The 20,666-nt window shown below is 47.5% G+C and carries 16 protein-coding genes and 2 riboswitches; all 16 genes read left to right on the plus strand.

The features are described from left to right. Positions 1-317 precede the first annotated feature (317 nt). Positions 318-508, plus strand: a riboswitch (cobalamin riboswitch). Between the two features lie 140 nt (positions 509-648). The 16 genes from A7D23_RS08535 (at position 649) to A7D23_RS08610 (ending at position 20,554) form a co-directional block, all read left to right on the plus strand. Further along, entirely contained in the window at positions 649-1,371 is a 723-nt protein-coding gene (locus A7D23_RS08535) for a precorrin-6A/cobalt-precorrin-6A reductase (protein WP_019226633.1), read from the plus strand. A gap of 38 nt (positions 1,372-1,409) precedes the next feature. Next, positions 1,410-2,162, plus strand: a complete 753-nt coding sequence (locus tag A7D23_RS08540) for an energy-coupling factor ABC transporter permease (protein WP_019226632.1) — start codon at positions 1,410-1,412, stop codon at positions 2,160-2,162. After that, positions 2,159-2,488, plus strand: a complete 330-nt coding sequence (locus A7D23_RS08545; protein WP_019226631.1) for an energy-coupling factor ABC transporter substrate-binding protein — start codon at positions 2,159-2,161, stop codon at positions 2,486-2,488. Before A7D23_RS08540 ends, A7D23_RS08545 begins: the two co-directional genes overlap by 4 nt. A 72-nt stretch (positions 2,489-2,560) precedes the next feature. Beyond that, on the plus strand, positions 2,561-3,352 hold the full coding sequence (gene cbiQ, locus A7D23_RS08550) for a cobalt ECF transporter T component CbiQ (protein WP_019226630.1): 792 nt from the start codon (positions 2,561-2,563) through the stop codon (positions 3,350-3,352). 89 nt (positions 3,353-3,441) lie between these two features. Beyond that, positions 3,442-3,628: riboswitch (cobalamin riboswitch) on the plus strand. Between the two features lie 124 nt (positions 3,629-3,752). Beyond that, positions 3,753-4,910, plus strand: a complete 1,158-nt coding sequence (locus A7D23_RS08555; protein ID WP_025205023.1) for an ABC transporter substrate-binding protein — start codon at positions 3,753-3,755, stop codon at positions 4,908-4,910. A gap of 91 nt (positions 4,911-5,001) precedes the next feature. Next, entirely contained in the window at positions 5,002-6,105 is a 1,104-nt protein-coding gene (locus A7D23_RS08560) for an adenosylcobinamide amidohydrolase (protein WP_025205024.1), read from the plus strand. A 60-nt stretch (positions 6,106-6,165) separates the two neighbouring features. After that, a complete protein-coding gene (locus A7D23_RS08565) occupies positions 6,166-7,194 on the plus strand; it encodes an iron ABC transporter permease (RefSeq protein WP_025205033.1) in 1,029 nt (342 codons plus the stop codon). After that, positions 7,191-8,405 carry an ABC transporter ATP-binding protein gene (locus tag A7D23_RS08570; protein WP_051408083.1) on the plus strand — a complete coding sequence of 405 codons (1,215 nt, stop codon included), beginning with the start codon at positions 7,191-7,193 and terminating at the stop codon, positions 8,403-8,405. Before A7D23_RS08565 ends, A7D23_RS08570 begins: the two co-directional genes overlap by 4 nt. Positions 8,406-8,414: 9 nt before the next feature. Beyond that, the gene (locus A7D23_RS08575) at positions 8,415-9,536 is read left to right on the plus strand and encodes an adenosylcobinamide amidohydrolase (protein WP_025205036.1); all 1,122 of its coding nucleotides are present in this window, start codon (positions 8,415-8,417) and stop codon (positions 9,534-9,536) included. Between the two features lie 68 nt (positions 9,537-9,604). Then, the gene (locus A7D23_RS08580) at positions 9,605-10,819 is read left to right on the plus strand and encodes an ABC transporter substrate-binding protein (protein WP_025205038.1); all 1,215 of its coding nucleotides are present in this window, start codon (positions 9,605-9,607) and stop codon (positions 10,817-10,819) included. Between the two features lie 12 nt (positions 10,820-10,831). Beyond that, positions 10,832-14,620, plus strand: coding sequence for a cobaltochelatase subunit CobN (cobN, locus tag A7D23_RS08585; RefSeq protein WP_025205040.1), 3,789 nt, complete (start codon positions 10,832-10,834; stop codon positions 14,618-14,620). 164 nt (positions 14,621-14,784) lie between these two features. Further along, positions 14,785-16,758, plus strand: coding sequence for a VWA domain-containing protein (locus A7D23_RS08590; RefSeq protein ID WP_025205042.1), 1,974 nt, complete (start codon positions 14,785-14,787; stop codon positions 16,756-16,758). 25 nt (positions 16,759-16,783) lie between these two features. Further along, entirely contained in the window at positions 16,784-17,830 is a 1,047-nt protein-coding gene (locus A7D23_RS08595) for an ATP-binding protein (RefSeq protein WP_025205045.1), read from the plus strand. 50 nt (positions 17,831-17,880) lie between these two features. Next, complete coding sequence (locus A7D23_RS08600; RefSeq protein WP_025205047.1) at positions 17,881-18,924, plus strand: radical SAM protein; 1,044 nt, start codon at positions 17,881-17,883, stop codon at positions 18,922-18,924. Between the two features lie 56 nt (positions 18,925-18,980). Continuing rightward, entirely contained in the window at positions 18,981-19,820 is an 840-nt protein-coding gene (locus tag A7D23_RS08605) for an ABC transporter ATP-binding protein (protein ID WP_025205049.1), read from the plus strand. Further along, positions 19,820-20,554 (plus strand): ABC transporter permease, encoded by a 735-nt coding sequence (locus A7D23_RS08610; RefSeq protein WP_025205051.1) that lies wholly within the window; start codon positions 19,820-19,822, stop codon positions 20,552-20,554. Before A7D23_RS08605 ends, A7D23_RS08610 begins: the two co-directional genes overlap by 1 nt. Positions 20,555-20,666 lie beyond the last annotated feature (112 nt).

Consider the following 20,666-nt stretch of genomic DNA (forward strand, 5'->3'; position numbering starts at 1 on the left):
GCTCCGAATCAGTGAGATGCTTGTTTTTTGCCATGGTAAATTCTCCTTTGACTCAAAGATTCCCGCAGAACACATCCTAAAGTTCTTGTCGGAATATTGCCAGACTAAATGCAATCACTCCCCCATGGGGGAGTGAAGAAAAAGGAGACTTTCGATTGTAAGACTTAATGCCACTATCCTGTTTGAAGATTTAAATGCAATCACCCAGTAATGTATAGGTTGCATTTACAAAGTCAATTGAGGTTTTAAGGACTTCAAACAATAAGTCCAAATTTGTTCGTGACATAAGCTCTTTTATAAGATATAATAATAGAAAAATTGAATATGTGGTAATGAGCGATTCTTGCCCGAGGGCAAGAACTGAAAAGGGAAGTCAGTGAATGCTGACGCGGTACCCGCCACTGTACGAGGGAGTCGATCCACAAAAATGTCACTGGGATTTGCCTGGGAAGACGTGAGTCGATGATGATCTTGAGCCAGGAAACCTGCTCTTGCCAGCCGCTACGGCAATCTACGGGATGTTAGGGAGGTGAATACTCTGTGTTTTCTGGATTCTTACCGTTTTTTGATACAGGTTAGACTCTTTACCCTTTCATGGTAAAGAGTTTTTTTGTTTTTCGGATTTTGTTATTAGCTATGGAGGTTAAAATGATCATCCTTCTGGGAGAAACGCCTGCAGCTCGTGAGATTAGTGAACATCTCCAAAACAGGGGGATCAACTTCATCAAGAAGTCGGCTTGGATTGGCAAAGACAACCTGACGCTGCCTTCTGTTATTGTCGATATCAGCCATCCTTCCAGTGATAAGTTTGTTTCGCTAAGTCAATTTTGCAAACAATCCGGAGTCCCTTATCTTAGGCTAGAAAGGCCTGAAACCAATATTCCGGATAGTCCCTTAATTTCTCAGGCATGTAATTGGGAGGAAGCGCTGCTTTGTCTGAATGAGCGCATTAGCACATTATACCAGAAGAAAGAACGGCAGGTAAAAGTTTTTATCACTACCGGCAGTCATCAACTGGAAAGTATTGTGCATAGCCCCTTTGCCGGTATGGCCCGTTTCATTGTCCGCGTTCTTCCCGAAGGCTGTCTGGTGCAGAAATGTCAGGATTTAGGCATTCATCCCCGGGACATCCTGGCCATGCAAGGTCCTTTTTCCAAAGATATTAATAAAGCACTGTTTAAGTTTTACGGAGCGGACATCGTTTTGACAAAGGATAGCGGGCTTGCCGGCGGAACGGATACAAAAATATCGTCAGCTTTAGAATTGGGGTTAGAAATTCTGCTGATACGGAAAAATAAAGCTGGCTATGGTTTAATCATGAATAATATTGACGAATTAATAACATGGATTGATGAGAATATTTTAAAATAATTCATTAAAAATTTTGGATAAAAAGAAAGGTGACGCTAATGAATAGTAAAAGAATAATGATGATCGCAAGCATTACGTTGATGCTGATCTTATTGCCTCAAAACGTTTTCGCCATGCATATTATGGAAGGTTTTTTGCCCCCGGTTTGGTGTATTTCCTGGGGTGTCCTGACAATCCCGTTTTTAGCTTATGGTTTGTATTCCCTGCGTAAGTTGACGACAGAATCTTCAAAAGTGAAGTTACTGCTGGCGATGGCCGGTGCGTTTGTCTTTGTCTTATCCTCTCTGAAAATACCCTCCGTTACCGGAAGCTGTTCACATCCCACCGGAACAGGGTTAGGCGCAATTTTATTCGGTCCGGCGATCATGAGTATCCTTGGCATCATTGTTTTATTATTCCAGGCTATTTTGCTGGCCCATGGAGGGCTTACGACTCTGGGAGCGAATACATTTTCCATGGCGGTTGTTGGTCCGTTTGTAGCCTTTGCTGTTTATCTTATTGTGCTCAAAGCAAAAGGACCCCGGTCACTGGCAATCTTCTTAGCGGCAACACTTGGGGATTTAGCTACCTATATTACAACATCAATTCAGCTGGCACTTGCTTTTCCTGACCCAACGGGAGGGATTACAGTTTCTGCAGCTAAATTTTTGGGTATTTTTGCTGTTACCCAAATCCCCTTGGCAATCAGTGAAGGAATACTGACTGTGATTATCTTCAATGCAATTATGAATTACCTTAAAGGCGATGAACTTCAATCCTTAAAAATATTTTCCAAGGGGGCCGCACGATGAATAATACTTATGATAAACAGGGCAATAAAAAAAGAATTACTACCAATCTTATCTTGATTGTTATTGTTATCCTGCTGGCTGTCATTCCGCTTATTATCGCTAAAGATGCGGAATTCGGCGGAGCGGATGGCCAAGCCGAAACTGCGATTACCGAGATTAACCCTGAATACAACCCCTGGTTTTCTTCAATTTTTGAGCCTCCCAGCGGTGAAATTGAAAGCTTGTTGTTTGCTCTGCAAGCAGCGTTAGGTTCCGGCATTCTCTTTTATGGACTGGGTTACCTGAAAGGGCGCAGTAAAAAAGAAGAGAACAGAAATAAAGCTTAGTGGCAACATCGTAAAGTATGAGTATTCTGCGTAAGAATATAAGCAAAATTCGTATGAAATAAGGAAAAAAGCATGATAAATATTGACAATTACGCCTATGCTTCAAAACTGAAACGTAAAAATCCGATGGAAAAAGTTGCCTTTGCTTTGTTGACCCTGGGTGTCTGTCTTTGGGGGAATTCCATCCTGCTCTCGCTTGTAGTTTTACTGATCATGACGTGGTTGTCCGTCAGGAAGGGTGGGATCCCGCTCCGCTTTTTTCTTAAACTGATGCTCCTGCCGATGTCATTCTTAATCTTGGGAGTGCTTATGATAGCCTTTCAAATCTCAAATGATCCCCAGCAGTTTGTTATGTCTGTGCCGGTGTTCGGTACATTTTTAGGATTTTCTAAAATCGGTATAGAGACAGCCGCACAGCTATTCTTCAGGGCCTTAGGAGCGGTATCCTGCTTATATTATTTGTCCCTGAATACGCCGATGGTTGACCTCCTATCTGTACTGCGGAAGCTGAAATGTCCTAAAATTCTGGTGGAATTGATGAGTTTAATTTATCGGTTTATTTTTGTATTGATGGAAACAGCGGAGACAATGTATACGGCTCAAAATTCCCGCTTAGGTTATTCCAGCCTGAAAGCGGGGTATCATTCGTTGGGGGCTCTGGCATCAACTCTTTTTATCCGGGCCTACAAACGCTCGGATGAGATTTTTACGGCGATGGAAGCCAGGGGATATGACGGGGATATTGAAGTATTGGAAGAACTGGCTCCTTTCTCTTGGCAGGGTTTCTTACCAGCAGTATTGATAAATATGATTTTGATCGGTTCCGTATTGTTGGGAAGGCAGTATATAGGGGGATTGCTTTGATGAATTCGGAATGTCCATTTGAGGCTTCCGCGCATCGGACACTTGATGAAAATACTGAAATAAAAAGTCATTACATGTTCTAACTAACTGAATACTGACAAAGCTCAGGTACCAAAGTCCGAGGATTTTGGTTGAAAAGGGAAGCAGGTGCAAATCCTGCACGGTCCCGCCGCTGTAATGGGGAAATGTTTCATGAATGCCACTGGTTTATTCCGGGAAGGCGTGAAACATTGATGATCCGGAGTCAGAAGACCTGCCTGAGTAGTTTACTTCAACTCTGCGAAAGACAGAGGAGGTGCTGTATGTTAAACATCATATATTTTACTAAATATATTGTTGACACCTCTTGACGTGAAGTTGAGAGGTGTTTTTGTTAAAGGATAAAGATGGAGGAATTTTCATGATTAAGTATCAAAAGAATTTTTTTATTGTCGTCATACTGATTATGATTTGTTCGCTGATAGTGGCAGGCTGTTCCGCCGGAAGCCAGGAAAGCAATAAGCCCTTAACCGGCAAAGAGGTCAGTTTAAGTTATACAAACGCATTTAAGATTGCTGATTATGGCAACAATATCAAGCTGTTGACGGATGCGGAAAACAATCAGTTCCTGCTGGTGCCGGAAGGAGTGAAGACACCTAAAATACCGGAGGCCGCAGGGGCGACGGTTATCAATACACCGCTGAAAAAGGTAGTTTACTGTTCGACCACACAGGTAGGCTTGCTTCAGGCAATATTCTCAGACAAGGACTGGGACAGTATTGCCGCCGTCACTACAGATACAGCAGAATGGTATGTTGATGAAGTGAAAACGCGCATGGAGAATGGAACGATTCAATATGTCGGCACAGGGGGCATGGCAGATCCGGATTTTGAAAAGATCCAAGCACTGAACCCCGATATGGTCTTTGTCTATACCGGAGATTACGGACTGCAGAAAACGCTCGCCAAAATGAAGGAACTTCATATCCCCTGCGTGGTCGTCAATGATTATACGGAACCTACGGATATGGGACGTCTGGAATGGCTGAAATTTTTAGGCGCGTTCTACAACAAGGACCAGAAAGCCGCCGGCTTTATTGAAGAGAAAGCGGCGATGCTGCAGGAAATCACAGCTGCCGTTAAAGATAAGCCGAGTCCAAAAGTTGTCTATGGCATGGTCTACGATGGCAAGGTGTATATTACCGACGGCGGATCCTATGTGGCAAAACAAATAAAGGAAGCCGGGGGAGATTATGTATTTGCGAATGTTAACCCGGATAAAACCGGCAGTTCCCAAATTTCCATGGAAGAATTCTATGAGAAAGGCAAGGATGCGGACGTATTTATTTATTCCTCAATGGTTGCCTATATGCCCTCCGTCGAGAGCCTGCTAAAGGCCGAACCGTTATTAAAAGATTTTAAAGCTGTCAAGAACGGAAAAGTGTATTGCTTCGCTCCTTGGTACTACATGTCGATTAACAAAACGATTGAAGGCGTGAAAGATATGGCCTCGCTCTTCCATGAAGGACTTTACCCGGAATGGAAACTTGTCATGTTCCAACAGCTGCCGGGAAAATAGAACATGGAACAAAAGCGTGTCAAACCAACCTTGTTTTGACTGCAAGACTTGTTTGAGCGGTGCAATCATAACATGTACAGCGGAGGAAAAAATGAAAATTCATACTTTATCGACTGGGGATGAAGTCCACAGGTATCAAAAGAGCATCATCATTCCGTTCCAAGAGGACCGCAAGGTGCTAAGCACCTCCGTTCTAAACGGAGGATACAGCGAAAAGCTCAAAGCGGCCTTCAACCACGATTCCAATCCGGGAGAAGGGATGACCTGCTCGCTTAGGACAGATTCCTACCTGAACGACCTGAAGCTGCTTGCCGCAGAGATCGGCCTCGATCCGGAAACGGTGACGGGCATTTCCACCGCCGCGTCGATGGATAATGTTTCGATCAAAACGGTTTCTTATGATAATCTCACGGTGACCGCCATTGTCACCGGAGGAGTGGAAGTCAACGGCGGGAGGGTCGGAGACCCGGCATCTTACCATGAAGCTCAGGGCAAAACCGTCATGACAAAGGAAGGAACCATCAATATTATCCTGAATATCGATGCGGATTTACTCCCAGGTACGTTGACCCGCGCTTTGGTAACCTGCACGGAGGCCAAAACGGCCGCCTTGCAGGAGCTGATGGCGGGAAGCAATTACTCCCGGGGGTTAGCGACAGGTTCAGGAACAGACGGTACGATTATCATTGCCAACAGCCAATCCGATTTAAAACTGACCTATGCGGGCAAACACAGCAAGCTGGGTGAACTGATCGGCTTAGCGGTGAAGCCGGCCGTCAAAGAGGCGCTGTTTTTGCAGACCGGTTTATGTCCAAAAAGCCAGCACAGTATGCTGCGACGCTTGAAACGCTTTGGCATCACGGAAGATAGTATCTGGAACAAGCATTGTGACTTGGGAGAAAAAGCATTGGTCAAACCCTTATTTATTCAGCAACTGGAAATCCTGGACAGAGAAGAGGAACTTGTCGCCCTGACCTCGCTGTATGTCCACCTGATGGACCAAGCGGATTGGGAGCTGATCTCTCCCGGGCGTGCAGCACAGGAAGGCAAGGCTATTGCCGACAGAATAAGACAAAAGTACGGGCTCGACGTTGAATATACTTATTGCTGGCAATCCGCTGAGGAGACAATAACCGGAATGCTGGAAAATTTCGCGGATCTGACGGCAAGAATCACCACAGTATGCTCGGATTAATGGTACTTACCGGGATCAATGTACATGTTTCCGGCAAGCACAATAAGTAGGGGAGAAAAAATGGATCAACAAAGACTGAAATTGAAAATGCATGTGTTTTTTATTATTATACTGGCGCTGCTGGCAACAATGGTGTTTCTATTGAATATTTCAGCCGGTTCTGTAAACATCAGCCTGGAACATATTATCAAAATATTGACGGGACATGAAACCGGGAATGACACCTATGCATCGATTGTCATGAACATCCGTCTGCCAAGGGCGTTGGCAACGCTAGTCGGTGGCGCTTGCCTCGCGGTGGCAGGACTTTTGCTGCAAATCTTCTTCAGGAACCCGATCGTAGAACCCTACGTGCTTGGCATCTCATCGGGCGCCAGTCTGTTTGTGGGCCTCGTGGTCTTAGGGGGATATACTTTCGGCATGACGCATATGACGCCGATGTTTCTGTTCGGCGGCGCGTTTCTCGGTGCGATGGTCGTCATGCTGGTTGTGGTATTAGCCGCCAAAAAAGTCAGGAATATCACCACACTGTTAATTATCGGGTTAATGGCGGGATTTATCTGCAGTGCAATGACCAGTATGCTGACAGCGTTTGCCGATAAAGAAAAAATTCATGCGTTTATGATGTGGACGCTGGGGAGCTTTTCCGGTTTTTCCTGGACGCAGGTGGAGTGTCTGTATCTGATCGGTGTTCCGTTCCTGCTGATGTCCTTATTGATTTGCAAACCGCTGAACGCGATGCTTTTCGGAGAAAAATACGCCTTATCGATGGGGTTGAACATCAAACGGTTCCGGATGCTGGTTATCCTGATTTCCAGCGTACTGACCGCGGTAATCACGGCGTTTGCCGGCCCGGTTTCCTTTGTGGGTCTGGCGGTCCCCCATATGGTGAGAATTTCTTTTGGTACTTCCGACAACCGTGTTTTGCTTCCGGGTGTTATCCTGGCAGGCGCGTTAATGACCGGAATTTGTGATTTGGGAGCGCGGATGCTGATGGCACCGACAGAATTGCCGCTGAGCGCGATTACTTCGTTGATTGGCGCGCCGATTGTTGTCTATCTGCTGCTTAGAAAGGGGAGTGAACTGTGAATAATGTGATTCTTGCTGAGAAAATGGATGTCGGATATGAAAAAACGGTGGTGGTGGAAAATGTCGACCTCCGGGGCATCAAGGGACAGCTAATTTGCCTGCTTGGTCCCAACGGAGCCGGAAAATCCACCATCCTGAGAACGCTGTCCGGGCTTCTTGCGCCTGTCAGCGGGACAGTGTATATCAACGGCAGTGATTTAAAAAGCATTAAAAAACCAGAATTGGCGAAAAAGTTAGCTGTAGTCTTGACAGAACAGGTATCGTTAGGTCTGCTTACCGTTTTTGAAATTGCAGCTATGGGACGCTTTCCGCATACCAACCTGATCGGCAAATTGTCGGACGAGGACAAAGGAATTATTCAGGAAGCCCTGCAGGCGGTAAATGCCGTCCATTTGAGGGACAGATATTACGCTGAACTCAGTGACGGTGAAAAACAAAAAGTGATGATTGCCCGCGCCTTGATCCAGCAGCCGGAGCTGATTGTTCTCGACGAACCAACAAGCCACCTGGATGTCAAACATAAAGTTGAAGTCATCAGTATCCTGCGCAGGTTATGCCTGGAAAAAGGCATAACGGTCGTGCTCTCGCTCCATGACATTGATCTGGCCATTAAAGGCTGTGAAACCATCCTGCTGATCCAGGACGGAAAAATTGCAGCCCAGGGTACGCCTGAGGAAATCATCAAGGCCGGAACGATTCAATCGTTGTATGAGATTGAAGGGGCGCAATACAATGAATTGCTGGGAAGCCTGGAATTTTTCAGCCGTCAGTATCCCGAGATTTTTATTGCAGGGGGGAATGGAACGGGCGCAGGCGTGTATCGTGCGCTTTCCCGGGCCGGATACGGAATGTGCTGCGGGGTGCTGCACAGCAATGATATTGATATCCATATCGGTAAGGCCTTAGGTTGTGAAATTATTGAGGAAGAGGCTTTTAACGCCATCCATGAAGATAAATATCATCAGGCCAGGGAGATTATGAAAACCGTGGATTATATGATTGATACAGGTTTTCCGGTAGGAAGCATCAATCAGCGCAATATGGACCTGGTGATTGAAGCGGTGAAAATGGGGAAAACCGTATTCTCCTTGTTCCCGAAAGAACATGCATTCAAGCGTTACGGGGAGTGGACGGATAAAATCCGCTATTGCTCGAAAGCGGCGGAAGTTACCAAATGCATTGAAGACAAAAAAACAATGGAAAGGGTGTGAGGCATTATTATGATCATTGCCCGACTTGCTACGGGAGATCAAGTTTACAAGTATAACCGCTGCCTGGTGGTACCTTTCTTAGGAAAGCGCAAGGTCATGAGCACCTCCATGCATAACGGAGGCTACCGTGAAGATTTAACGGCGGTGTATAACCAGGATGTCAACCCGGGTTCCGGCCGGGAATGTGAACATTGCAAACCGGGACAGGAAGAAAAAATCAAGCGGTTTATGATCGACGATCTGGGACTGGATTACGACACAGTGGCCTATATGGCGACCATTGTCTCCATGGACAGCGCTGCCGTCAAAACGGAAACCTATGATGAGCTGACCGTTACCGCCATTGCTACAGCCAGTCTGGAAGTCAACGGCGGACGGGTGGGAGAGAAAGCCACAAGCTATGAAAAACGTGGGAAAAGCGTTAGTCTCAAGCCGGGAACCATTAATATCATGGTTTTTGTCAACGCCGATATGACACCCGGATGCCTGGCACGCAGCATTGTCACAGCTACAGAAGCTAAAACCGCCGTCCTGCAGGAACTGCTGGCCGGAAGTTTGTATTCATCCGGAATTGCCACCGGATCAGGAACAGACAATGTGATGATTATTGCCAATGCGGAATCGGATAATACCTTGACCTATGCCGGGAAGCACGGCAAACTGGGGGAATTGATCGGCCGGATGGTTATGGATGCAGTCAGGGAATCGCTGGGGAAACATATGGGCCTTACCAGAGAGAGCCAGCACAGTATGCTGGCCAGACTGAAACGGTACGGCATCACTGAAAAAAGCTTCGGCGACAAGTGCCGCGAGGTCTGTTCCGGAGTGAGCCTGGCCGATGCAATCGGCCGTATCCATGTGCTGGATTCACAGGATGAAATCGTTTCCTTAACGTCACTTTATGTCCATTTGCTGGATCAATTGTCTTGGGGATTGCTTTCAGTAAAGGAAGTTGAGTTTTCCGGAAAAATTATCTTGCAGAATCTCGCCGAACACCGGAAGACGACAGCGGAATGGACCGCCTGTGCCAATGCGGATCAAAAAGAATGGGTGCAAGCGATGCTGGATTCATTTGTTACGACAGTCTGCCGGGGAACAGCAGCGGCAATTCAAACGAATCAAGAAGATTAATGAGGGTTGACCGTAGGGCTTTCAGACGAAATGTATTTCATATTTAAGTTATAAGGAGAAAAATAATAATGAAAAGAAAATCTCAATTGCAATGTTTTTTAATTTTAACAATGGTACTAACTTTGCTGGTGATGCCCCTGGGGTGTGCCAAAGAGACTGCGCAAATGGATTCCGGTATAGCCGCCGCCATCGGCAGTGTTAAAGATGTGAAAGCCATGTATCCTGCCGGGAGCAGCATGAATTTGAAATTTGCCAAAAACTTCAGCATTGCGTACCTGGAAGACGGCATGAAACTTGTTACCGACGGCCAGAAGAGACAAATGCTTCTCCTGCAGGAAGGACAGCAGGCGCCTGCGGAATACAAAGAATTACCAACAGTCACCCTGCCTTTAAGTCAGGCGATCTACTCCAGTTCGACACAGGTCGGTTATCTGCGGGCGTTTGATAACGATATGCTGTTTGACAGTATCGTCGGCGTTCGGATGAAAGCGGAAGACTGGGACTTTGATGCGATGAAGAACCGTATGCTGAGCGGGCAAATCAAGGATATCGGCGATAATACCACGACAAGTACCAGCTATAACCATGAAATTATTCAATCCTTAAATCCAAAACTTGTTTTTACGAGCCAGGGAATGGGGACAGAGCAGCAGAAACTGATGGAAATGCTGAATCAGGCAGGGATTCCTTATTTGTTCGACGGGTCGAGTACGGAGCTTGATTATCGGGGAACGATGGAATGGCTGAAATTCTATGCGGCCTTTTACAATCTGGAAAAAGAAGCAGACATTTACTTTGATCAGGCGATCGCCCGGATTGACGAAATGAAAGAAAAGGTCAAGGACGCTCCGAAACCGAAGGTCGGCTGGGGAATCATCAGTATGGGCAAAGTCTATGTGGAAAACGGCGGCTCCAAAAGTGCGCAAATGGTCAGAGACGCAGGCGCTGAATATATTTTTAACGATATTGGCGCCGGTCAGGACGGTGTGACGAGCATCAGCGTTGAGGAGCTTTACAACCGTCTGGCGGAAGCGGATATTTTCCTCAACAGAGGGATGCCGAAATATGGGCCGGATATAAAATCCATCACGGATCAGGCCCCGGTCTTGGCTGAGCTGCCTTGTTTCAAAGATAAAAAAGTCTGGCAGATTACGGATAGTTACTGGAGTACGTACCATAATATCGACCAAAAATATATTGAACTGGCGGCGATCTTTCATCCTGATCTTTATCCGGATTATCAGTTTAAAAACTTCATCCTGATGCCGGATGTTGCGGAGTAAGGGAGGAGAGTCATGGTCAATATTGTTGTGATTCTGACACCGATGGAGCCTTTTTTGACATTCAGGGAAGCACAAGCGGAACTGGACAGCCAATATCCGGGACAATTTCAGATCCATTTATTTAATACAACGGAACTCGACAATGACAAGGAGCAGGCTGCGGCCTGCCTCGAGGCCAGTCGCAACGCGGATTTTGTCCTGATAAAAATTCACGGGTCATTATCTTTTTTCAAAAGTTTTCTCAATCTCTTCACCTGTCTGAAGCAAAAACAACGTCTTTTTGTTTATACCACGATTGAAGAAGAGAATGCGGAAGTTTTTCCGGATTGCAGCATCCTTCCGGAGGATTTTAAGACGATCAATAAATACTATCAATCCGGCGGGCTTAAGAATACGGTCAATTTAATCAAATGGCTGGGCAATCAGTACGCCGGAGCAGGTGTTCCTGTGGAAGCGCCTGTTTGCCCGAAATGGAGCGGGATCTATGATCCGGATGAGAATACGGAAGACGAAGACGCATACCTGACACAGGTGAAAAACAGCGGGCTGCCGGTCATCGGCATCATTATCAATGTCCTGCTGGTTCAAAAGAATAATCTGGTCCATGTCGATGCCTTAATCCGGGAAATAAGAAAACAAGGCGCGCATCCTTTGTGTGTTTATTCGGATATGCTTCCGGACCAAGACCTGGGCTGTGAGGGAATCAGAGCCGCTCTGGAGCGCTGCATGATGTCTGAGGGAAAACCTTTGGTGGATTCGATCATTAACACCACCGCCTTCAGTCTGACCATCCTGGCTGATCCGGGTGACGGGTCCAAGCCGAGGGAAAGCAGTATTTTTGAACTTTTGCAGGTTCCGGTTTTTCAAGCCATGACCACATTGCAGTCTTTTGAGGAATGGAACCATTCGGTCAAAGGGCTGGACGGCCTGTCATTGAGCTGGAGCGTTTTCCAGCCGGAATTTGACGGACAGGTCATCACGTTCCCGTTCGCGACGACGGAAACAGTCGAAACGGCGTTGGGGCCAAAAAGAGAGGCGCAGCCGATTGCCGAGCGGGTGGAAAGTATTACAACCCTGGCAATCAACTGGGCCAAACTGCGATACAAGGATAACACAGAGAAAAAAGTCGCAATCATCCTGCATAATAATCCGCCCCGCAATGACAACATCGGCGGCGCTGCCGGGCTTGATACCCTGGTATCGCTGCAGCGGATGATCGGACGGCTGGAAGAATGCGGCATTAAGACGGATTACCATTTTGCCGACGGCAAAGAAATCATTGACCGGATCACCGCGGGACTGACCAACGACGGCCGGTGGTCCTCCCCGGAAACCATGCTGGAAAAGAGTATCGACACCGTCAGAAAAGAGCAGTACGGACGATGGTATGATGAATTTATTCCCCGGGTGAAAGAGAATCTGGTCAAATACTGGGGCGAACCGGTAGGCGATTTCATGGCGGTCGACGAACAATTGCTGGTTCCGGGCATTCTAAACGGCAATATTTTTATCGGGCTGCAGCCGCCGCGGGCGTTTGAGGAAAAAGCGGAAGAGATGTACCACAGTACGGATATTCCGTGCCCGCATCAGTATATCGGCGTTTACAACTGGGTGGAAAAGGTGTTTCAAGCTGATGTCATTATACACGTGGGTACCCATGGCACCATTGAATGGCTGCCCGGCAAGGAAGTCGGGCTGTCCAAAGATTGCTACAGCGATATTTGCATCGGCACGGTTCCGCATTTGTATGCCTACATCATCAATGCTCCCGGTGAGGGAACGCAGGCGAAAAGAAGGACCTACGCAACCATCCTGGATCACATGGTTCCTTCAATGATGGAAAGCGGCGTTTACGATGAACTAGCCGAGGTCGACGAGCTGATGAAGCAATATTACCATATCCAAAGCGCCGATCCGAAGAAACTGCCGGTCATTCAAAAGCAGATACGGGAGCTGGCGGTCAAGATCAATCTAAACAATGATATCGGTCTCACCCCGGAGATGCTGGAAGAAGATATCGACGGCTGCATAAAGCAGATGCATTCCTGGGTCAGCAAGGTGCAGGCCTGTGATATTTATGACGGGTTTCATATTTTTGGCATGGTCCCGGAAGAGGACCGGTTTCGGAATATGCTGAAGATGTTGGTAAGAAACAGAAACGGGAACACACCGTCACTTCGGGAAGGCGTATGCGATCTTCTGGGTCTTGATTTTGAAATGCTGCTGGCAGTGCCGGAGACACCGACAGCAGACGGAAAATCCTATGGGATTTTGCTGGCTGAAGCAGATGAAATGGGAAGAGAAATCTTTCTGGAATTGGAAAAACATCATTATGAGCTTCAGGCAGTGGAGGGAATGATTGAACAGTTTAAGGCGAAGTGCGTTAGCTGTTCAGAAAGCACGGACAGTTTCCGTAAGATGAACAGTACGGATAGGCTCAGACAATGCCTGAACTTTGTCTGTTCCTTCATTAAGCCGCGGGTGATGCGGATTACAGATGAACTGGACCGCTTTATCGGCGGTGTCAACGGGAAATTTGTACCTCCCGGCCCTTCAGGAGCGCCGACCAGAGGGAATGCTCGAATACTCCCGACAGGCCGCAATTTTTATTCCGTTGATCCGGGAGCTATGCCCTCGCGGTCATCCTGGGAGATTGGCCAGACCTTAGCGGACCAGCTGTTGGAACGGTATCTCCGGGATGAGGGAAAATACCCGGAAAGTACTTCAATTTTAGTCTATGCCACCGAAGCCATGCGGACGTACGGGGACGATATTGCGGAAACCTACTATTTGCTGGGGGTACGGCCTGTCTGGCTGGGCAATACGGACCGGGTCATCGGGATTGAAGCCATTCCCCTGGAAGAACTGGGACGGCCGCGCATCGATGTGACGTTAAGAATTACCGGATTGTTCAGGGACGCATTCCCCAACTTGATCGAACGGGTAGAAGACGCGGTGAATTTAGTCGCATCCCTTGATGAACCGGAAGAGCAGAATTACATTAAAAAACATGTCAAGGAAGAAGTAGCCGAACTGGTCGCCCAAGGCATCGAGATGGAACAGGCTTATGAATATTCGCTGATCAGAGTCTTCGGAGATGCTCCGGGCGCTTATGGCGCCGGGACCAAAAATGTGGTGGAAAGCAAAAAATGGAATGACGTCACCGATCTGGGCAAAGTTTATACCACCTGGGGCTGTCATGCTTACGGCAAGAAACTGCACGGGGAAAAACTGCCGGAAGTGTTTGCCTTGCGGATGAAAAAAGTCAATGTTGCGGTGAAAAACGAGTCTACCCGGGAGTTTGACATGCTGGACAGCGATGACTTTTACAATTATTTTGGCGGCATGGTGGCGGCGATTACCACCCACAGCGGTTCCCAAAAACCGGCCTATGTCCCGAGCACATCCGATACCGATCATATAGAGACGCTGTCATTGCATGAAGAAGCGTCACGGGTCATGCGGGCCCGGGTCAATAATCCCAAGTGGATCGAAGGATTGAAAAAGCATGGCTACCGGGGGGCGAAACAAATCTCGGCCATGGTCGATATTACCTTTGGCTGGGATGCGACGACCAATGTAATTGATGACTGGATGTACGACTGTATTGCCCAGCGTTATGCGTTTGACCGGGAAACGGCGGACTGGATGCGGGAAGTCAATCCCTGGGCCCTGCATAATATGGCCGAGCGTTTGCTGGAAGCCAATCAGCGCGGCATGTGGCATGCGCCGGAAGAAAGTGTGGAGAAACTGAAAAAGATCTATCTGGAAATGGAAGGCAGCTTGGAGGAACTGGGATAGAATTTTTCGGGCCTGTCTGCATGCCACAATTCCGCTTTCGGCCGTTGTGTCTTCCATGACACAAAAGGCCGCGCTTCGCTTCCTTGCTTCGCTGACGCCGGAACTGTGACATGCAGACTGATCAAAAGTTGGTTAAGTAAGTTCAGTAGAAGGAGATGGAATAATTGGCTCACATTTATCCTTTTGCGGCAGTTGTCGGCCAGGATGCCGTGAAGAAGGCGTTGATTTGGAATATGGTCAATCCCAGTATCGGCGGCGTGCTGATCAGCGGCGAGAAAGGGACGGCCAAATCCACGCTTGTCAGGGGAATCAGCTGCATTGCACCGGATGTCCGGCTGGTGGAATTGCCGCTGAATGTGACTGAGGACAGGTTATGCGGCAACATCAACTTTGAACATGCCGTGAAATACGGGGAAAAACGTTTTGAAGCCGGTATTTTGCAGCATGCCCACGGCAATGTTCTTTATGTGGATGAAGTTAATCTTTTAAGCGATCCTATCGTGAAAACGCTGCTGGAGTCGGCATCATCCGGGATGAATATCGTCGAAAGGGAAGGAATCTCGTACCGGCACCCCTCACGGTTTATTCTGGTTGGCAGTATGAATCCTGAAGAAGGGGGCCTGCGTCCTCAATTTTTAGACCGTTTCGGCCTGTATGTCGAAGTCAGCGGGGAGCAGGATACCCGGATCAGGGCGGAAATCATCCGGCGGCGGGTGGAATATGAAAAAGACCCGGCGGCATTTTGCGAAAAGTGGCAGGAAGAAAGTGAACAGCTGCGTATTGACATCCGGCGGGCAAAAGCAGCGATCAACCGGATTGAAGTAACAGCAAATGCCATACAATTGGCTGCTGCTATTGCCAGGGAAGGTAATTGCGCCGGTCACCGGGCGGAATTGGTGATTGTGGAAACGGCCAAGGCAATTGCAGCCATGGATTCCCGCATTGCCCTAAATATCTCAGACATCAAAGAAGCAGCGCAATATGCCCTGCCTCACCGGACAAGAGAAAAGCAGGAACAGCCGCCGTACTCTCAGCCGGAGCAGGAAGAACAGGAACAAGAGCAGGAACAGGAAGATCAGGAACAGACCCAGGAAGAAAACGAAAATCAGGAACAGGATCAAAATCCGGATCAAAGTCAGGACCCGGCGGATTCCAATGAGGCGCAGCAGGAAAAACAGGATCAAAACGACAACGACCGACCGGATGAAGGATCGGAGGACTCTCCGTCTTCCGAGCAGCAAAACCAAGATGACAGGGAACCAAATGAGGATCAGGAAGGCGCCGAAGGACCGTCTGAAACCTTGGATATTCCGGAAGAATCCTTTATTGTTTCCAGATGGCTCTCCGATGCCGGCATTCGTACCATCCAAAAGGGAAGCGGCAAGCGGAGTCTGGTCAAAACATCATCAAAGCAGGGAAGGTATGTGCGCTATCGTTATCCGGGCAGAGACGAAAGCTATGATCTCGCTTTCGACGCCACGCTGCGGGCGGCAGCTCCATACCAGGTTTTCAGAGAAAAAAACGGCAGAGCGGTGGCTGTCGAAAAAACGGATATCCGGGTGAAGGTTCGCGAGAAGCGGACAGGAAATACCATTATCTTTGTCGTGGATGCCAGCGGTTCCATGGGGGCGAACAAAAGAATGGCAGCGGTAAAGGGGGCAATCCTCTCTCTGCTCAATGACGCGTATCAGAAAAGAGACAAAGTCGGGATGATTGCGTTCAAAAACCGCTCGGCAGAGCTTCTTCTGGGAATCACCCGAAGTGTGGAATTGGCGGAGAAAAGGATGGCTGCGCTTCCTACCGGCGGCCGAACACCGTTGGCCGCAGGGCTCAACCTGGCCTACGAAATTGTTAAAGCGGCGAAAATAAAAGACAAAGACACGCTTCCGGTGATTGTTTTGGTCTCAGACGGCAGGGCGACCTACAGTGAAAGCGGATTGGATGCTTTTGAGGAAGCCGTTGCCGCAGCCCAAAGGATTGGGGCGGAGAAAATCAAATCTGTCGTCATAGACACCGACCAGAGCTTTATTAAGTTGAACCTGACGGAGAAGATTGCCAAGAGCATGAAGGCGGACAGTTTTGTTATTGAAGACCTCCGGGCACAAAATCTTGTCGCGGCAGTATCGTTATCGATCTAGGGATTGAAGCAAAGGAGAATAACGAATGAATAATGAGATTAAAAAGTACCCGTTTACAGCAATTGTCGGCCAGGAAAAGATGAAATTGGCATTAATTCTGAATGTGATTAATCCGTTTTTAGGCGGGGTCTTAATTCGCGGCGAAAAAGGAACAGCCAAATCAACGGCTGTTCGGGCGCTGGCTGATATGCTGCCGGAACGTTCGCAGGCGGAAGGATGCCAATTTTCCTGCGACCCGCTGCAGTCGGATAAAGTTTGTAGTGAATGTGCGGAAAAGATGAAGAATGATCAACCGATCAAGAGTATCACGACAAAAATGAAAGTCATTGATCTGCCCGTCAGCGCCACGGAAGACCGGGTCGTCGGAACACTTGATATTGAGCATGCCATCAAAAAAGGAGAAAAGAAATTTGAACCGGGTATTCTGGCCCAAGCCAACCGGAATATCCTTTACGTTGACGAAGTCAATTTATTGGATGACCATGTGGTGGATATCCTGCTTGATTCGGCAGCAATGGGGATCAATACCATCGAAAGAGAAGGCATCTCCTTTTCTCATCCGGCAAGATTTACTTTGGTTGGAACCATGAATCCGGAAGAAGGGGATTTGAGACCCCAGCTTTTGGATCGCTTTGGACTCGTTGTCGATGTTGCAGGGGAAAATGACACCGCCCAAAGAGTGGAGGTCATAAAGAGAAGGCTGGCTTACGAAAAAGACCCGGAAGCCTTTTGCCGCTCGTTTGATCACGAACAGTCGGCGTTGGCGGAAAAAATTCAAAAGGCAACCGCACTGCTTCCCCGGGTAAACTTTGAGGATGAACTTTTAGAAATGGCTGCGAAAATATCCATAGCACTCGGCGTTGACGGGCACCGGGCAGATATTGTCATGATCAAGGCTTCTATGACGATTGCTGCTTTCTATGGCAAAGATAAGGTGACCAAAGAAGAATTAAAAGAGGCGGCTGCCTATGTTTTGCCGCATAGAATGCGGCGGAAGCCTTTTGATGATTCGCAGATGAGTATCGATACAATAGAAGAGATCATTAATAAAATCATGGAACCGTGCGTTTAGAAAGCAAAAAAATATAACATGCCGGAAAATAGAAGGACGAATAAATCTTAATGAGTAATGAACAAGGTAAGTTAGCAATGAAGAAAGAAAGAACCCTGATTGTATTATGGACCACAAGCAAATGCAACCTGCAGTGCAAATACTGTTATGCCTCGGCTGCCGGAGAGCAAAAAAACATGGATTCGGATACGGCGGTAAAAATCTTGGATTATTTTGCGGATCAGCCCGTGAAGCTTCAGTTAACAGGCGGAGAGCCCTTGCTCAATTATGACCTGGTTTGTACAATATATGACTATATTGTCCAGCGCGGCTATGACGTCTCGCTGCAGCTGCAGACAAATGGAACCATCATCAATCAGGAAATCGCTAACGGCATTAAAAAAATGAAAATGGCTGTCGGCGTGAGCCTGGACGGTCCTCCGGCGGTGAATGAAAGTATCAGAGGCGGAACGCAGCAGACCGTTCAGGGCATTCAGCATTTAGCCAAAGCAGGGGTCATGCTTAATTTGAACAGCGTGGTGACAGCGCAGAATGTCGATAAGCTGCCGGAACTTGCAGATTTTGCGCTGTATCTTGGCAATGTGGCCGGTATTGGCTTTGATCTGCTGAGAAACGCAGGACGGGCCAAAGAAAACAGCGGGGCGGTGGGCAGGCCTACAGGCGAACAATTGAACACCGCGTTAAGACGCCTTTTTGAAAAATCGGAGTCAATTTATCAACAGTTCGGCAGAAAGATTATGATCCGCGAGGTCGAAGAAGCGAAGAAGCGCCTGTCCTCTCCGGCTGGCACTCAGGAATATTGCTATGCTTCCTGTGGACGCTCTTATGTTTTCTTACCCAATGGCGACTGCTATCCCTGCGGCTCGCTGATCGACAATCCCGACTTTTATATGGGCAATATCGGGAATCCGCCACTGAAACCGATTGCCATAGTCAAGCAAAGAGCGGGCCGGTGTGAGGCGTGCTGTTATCACCCCTTCTGTCCGGGAGGCTGTCCCTCCAGACTGATCGTCAATGCGGATGAGGCAGAGGATACATTAGACTGTGTTTTAAAAAAATCGGCTTTTGATATTGCCTCCGGTTTATTGAAATAAAATATTAGGTATTTCGGAAGCAATCGTTATGAAAATAAATTGAGAGGAGCATACCCATGTTACGTCTTATCAACTTGACTAAAAAATATGGAAACCTGACAGCGGTTAACGGGCTGAACCTGGATATTGAAGACGGGGAATTCTTTGGACTGCTGGGGCCGAATGGAGCAGGAAAGACCACGACGGTCAGAATGATCAGCACTCTGACGCCTAAAACTTCCGGTGACATTGTCATTAACAACGAAAGCATGGACCGGAACCTGGTTGCAGTTAAGATCAAAATCGGCGTTGTCCCCCAGCATAATAATCTGGAGAATGAGATGACCGCCTGGGAAAATCTTGAGGCTCACGGGATGCTTTATAACATGTCTAAGGCCTTAAGGAAAGAACGAATTGATGAACTGCTGGAATTCACGGAACTGACAAAACGGAAAAACGACCTGGTGGGCAAATATTCCGGCGGCATGAAAAGAAAACTGATGATTGCCAGGGCGTTGATGCACAATCCGGAGATTTTGCTTCTGGATGAGCCTACCGTCGGACTGGATGCCTCGGCCAGGAGGAAAATGTGGGACCTGTTAAAAAGCCTGAAAAGCAGAGGGCTGACCGTGCTCTTAACAACGCACTACATTGAAGAAGCTGAGGTGCTGTGCGACCGGGTAGGACTCATTAATGGCGGGGCCCTGGTGGAATTGGATTCACCCCAAAAATTGATTGAAAAAGTTGGTAAATTTGCCGTTGAAAATTTTGTTAATGGTAAGACCAAAGAAGAATTTTTTGAAACAAGGGAAGAGGCTGTCGCCTATGCAGCGGCTTTAGAGGGAAGCGTCAATATCCGGCCGTCCAATCTGGAGGATGTTTTCCTGAAATTAACCAATAGAAGGGTGGAATCCTGATGGCTGCCTTATACGGAATATTGTGGCAGGAGTTTGTTTTATTTAAAAGAAAGTTTTGGAGCACAACGATCGGCGCCATGGTTTCACCGACACTGTATCTGATCGCTTTCGGCTGGGGATTAGGCAGCGGGATGCAGGTAGAGGGGCGCTCCTATATGGAGTTTGTGATTCCGGGGATTATCGCCATGAGTACGATGTTGGTAAGCTTCAGCAACGCCGCCAACTCCATTAATATCGCCAGAATGTATTACAAAACGTTTGAGGAATTTATGGTCGCGCCCGTGAATATGACGGTATTTGCGCTGGGCAAAATTATTGCCGGAGCGTTATACGGCATGTACTCCGCACTTTTGATTATCATTTTGGTATCCGTTTTTGCAGGAGGACTTCCTTTGTCGCCTTATTTTATCCTCATAACACTGCTGAACTGTTTTGTTTTCTCTGCCGGCGGCTTTCTGGCAGGTTTAATGATCAACTCACACGGTGGGATGGCCAAGTTTTCCAACTTCGTGATTACCCCGATGTCATTTCTCTGTGGGACGTTTTTTTCTATTGAGAAGATGCCCCTGGTATTGAAGTATTTCATCCAGGTGCTGCCGCTTACGCATACCAGCATAGGTCTAAGGAGCACAGGAGAAGGGATCGCAGCGATGGCCCTGCATTTCGGTGTATTGGCAGGCTATTTCATTGTGCTTTTTATTGTTGGGGCGTGTTATTGTAAAAAAGTAGAATGAAAAAGTCAGAAGAAAACGATTCGATGATAACGAATATCTTGCCTATTGGTTATAAGTCTCGTTTTTCAGCGTTTAAAAATCGTGGTAAAACATCTTACAAATACCTTTATTT

It is taken from the genome of Dehalobacter sp. TeCB1 (assembly GCF_001707455.1).
GTDB lineage: Bacteria > Bacillota > Desulfitobacteriia > Desulfitobacteriales > Syntrophobotulaceae > Dehalobacter > Dehalobacter restrictus.

Excerpts from the sequence above, each read along its gene's own strand:
- A7D23_RS08535 (WP_019226633.1), top strand. The coding sequence starts at position 649 with ATGATCATCCTTCTGGGAGAAACGCCTGCAGCTCGTGAGATTAGTGAA.
- A7D23_RS08540 (WP_019226632.1), top strand. The coding sequence starts at position 1,410 with ATGAATAGTAAAAGAATAATGATGATCGCAAGCATTACGTTGATGCTG.
- A7D23_RS08545 (WP_019226631.1), top strand. The coding sequence starts at position 2,159 with ATGAATAATACTTATGATAAACAGGGCAATAAAAAAAGAATTACTACC.
- cbiQ (WP_019226630.1), top strand. The coding sequence starts at position 2,561 with ATGATAAATATTGACAATTACGCCTATGCTTCAAAACTGAAACGTAAA.
- A7D23_RS08555 (WP_025205023.1), top strand. The coding sequence starts at position 3,753 with ATGATTAAGTATCAAAAGAATTTTTTTATTGTCGTCATACTGATTATG.
- A7D23_RS08560 (WP_025205024.1), top strand. The coding sequence starts at position 5,002 with ATGAAAATTCATACTTTATCGACTGGGGATGAAGTCCACAGGTATCAA.
- A7D23_RS08565 (WP_025205033.1), top strand. The coding sequence starts at position 6,166 with ATGGATCAACAAAGACTGAAATTGAAAATGCATGTGTTTTTTATTATT.
- A7D23_RS08575 (WP_025205036.1), top strand. The coding sequence starts at position 8,415 with ATGATCATTGCCCGACTTGCTACGGGAGATCAAGTTTACAAGTATAAC.
- A7D23_RS08580 (WP_025205038.1), top strand. The coding sequence starts at position 9,605 with ATGAAAAGAAAATCTCAATTGCAATGTTTTTTAATTTTAACAATGGTA.
- cobN (WP_025205040.1), top strand. The coding sequence starts at position 10,832 with ATGGTCAATATTGTTGTGATTCTGACACCGATGGAGCCTTTTTTGACA.
- A7D23_RS08595 (WP_025205045.1), top strand. The coding sequence starts at position 16,784 with ATGAATAATGAGATTAAAAAGTACCCGTTTACAGCAATTGTCGGCCAG.
- A7D23_RS08600 (WP_025205047.1), top strand. The coding sequence starts at position 17,881 with ATGAGTAATGAACAAGGTAAGTTAGCAATGAAGAAAGAAAGAACCCTG.
- A7D23_RS08605 (WP_025205049.1), top strand. The coding sequence starts at position 18,981 with ATGTTACGTCTTATCAACTTGACTAAAAAATATGGAAACCTGACAGCG.
- A7D23_RS08610 (WP_025205051.1), top strand. The coding sequence starts at position 19,820 with ATGGCTGCCTTATACGGAATATTGTGGCAGGAGTTTGTTTTATTTAAA.